Consider the following 629-nt stretch of genomic DNA (forward strand, 5'->3'; position numbering starts at 1 on the left):
TATGAAAATGCTGCCACGATTGCTGTCGGCGTGCACGCCCGAAGCGGGACCGGGACATCAGCCCTGTCCGAGGGATGTGCGCTGGTCCTGCCACGCGATGGGAAGCCCGGCCAGCAGGGTGGCGAGGGTGGCGCCCTCCACCTGCCGCCCGTCCAGGATGGCCTGGACGATATCGGGCGCCAGCAGGGTGAGGCGCAGCAGGCAGCCGAGGTAGCCCCGCTCGATCTTCTCCCCCTTCGCCATCTCGCTGACCGAGGCGTACCGCCCCTGGTCGAGCAGCTTCTGGTAGCGGAACGCCCGTGCCAGCGCCTTGACCAGCGCCGGGTCGGCGCGGGTGGGGATGGCGGCGTCGGCGCCTGCTGGCGGGACGGGCTGGACGACGGTCTTCCGCCGCGGCTGGCGCCGGATCTTCAGCGGCACGCGCACCGTGATGCTGGTGGCGGCGCTCAGCGACGTCAACCTCGGGGCCGATCGGGCGGTGGCGATCGTCGATGGTGTGACCGGTCTGCGAGCCGAGGGCTGGCGCGAGGGCGGCGACGGCGGCTGGCAGTGGCAGGCGCTGGTGCCGACCACGCAAACCCCGCCGGCCGAGCGTGCGGCCAGCGCCCCGGCCCCGGCTGCGCGTCCGC

Annotated in this window: 1 protein-coding gene and 1 pseudogene; one reads left to right on the forward strand and one right to left on the reverse strand. The window is 73.4% G+C overall.

The annotated features are described in order from the left end of the window. Positions 1-57: 57 nt before the first annotated feature. Positions 58-420, reverse strand: a complete 363-nt coding sequence (locus N2041_RS14595) for a hypothetical protein (protein ID WP_297679341.1) — start codon at positions 418-420, stop codon at positions 58-60. 16 nt (positions 421-436) lie between these two features. Between N2041_RS14595 and N2041_RS14600 the strand changes: the two are divergent. Then, positions 437-629, forward strand: a pseudogene (locus N2041_RS14600) (hypothetical protein); the annotation flags it as partial.

The organism is Tepidiforma sp. (genome assembly GCF_026419595.1).
Taxonomy (GTDB): domain Bacteria; phylum Chloroflexota; class Dehalococcoidia; order Tepidiformales; family Tepidiformaceae; genus Tepidiforma.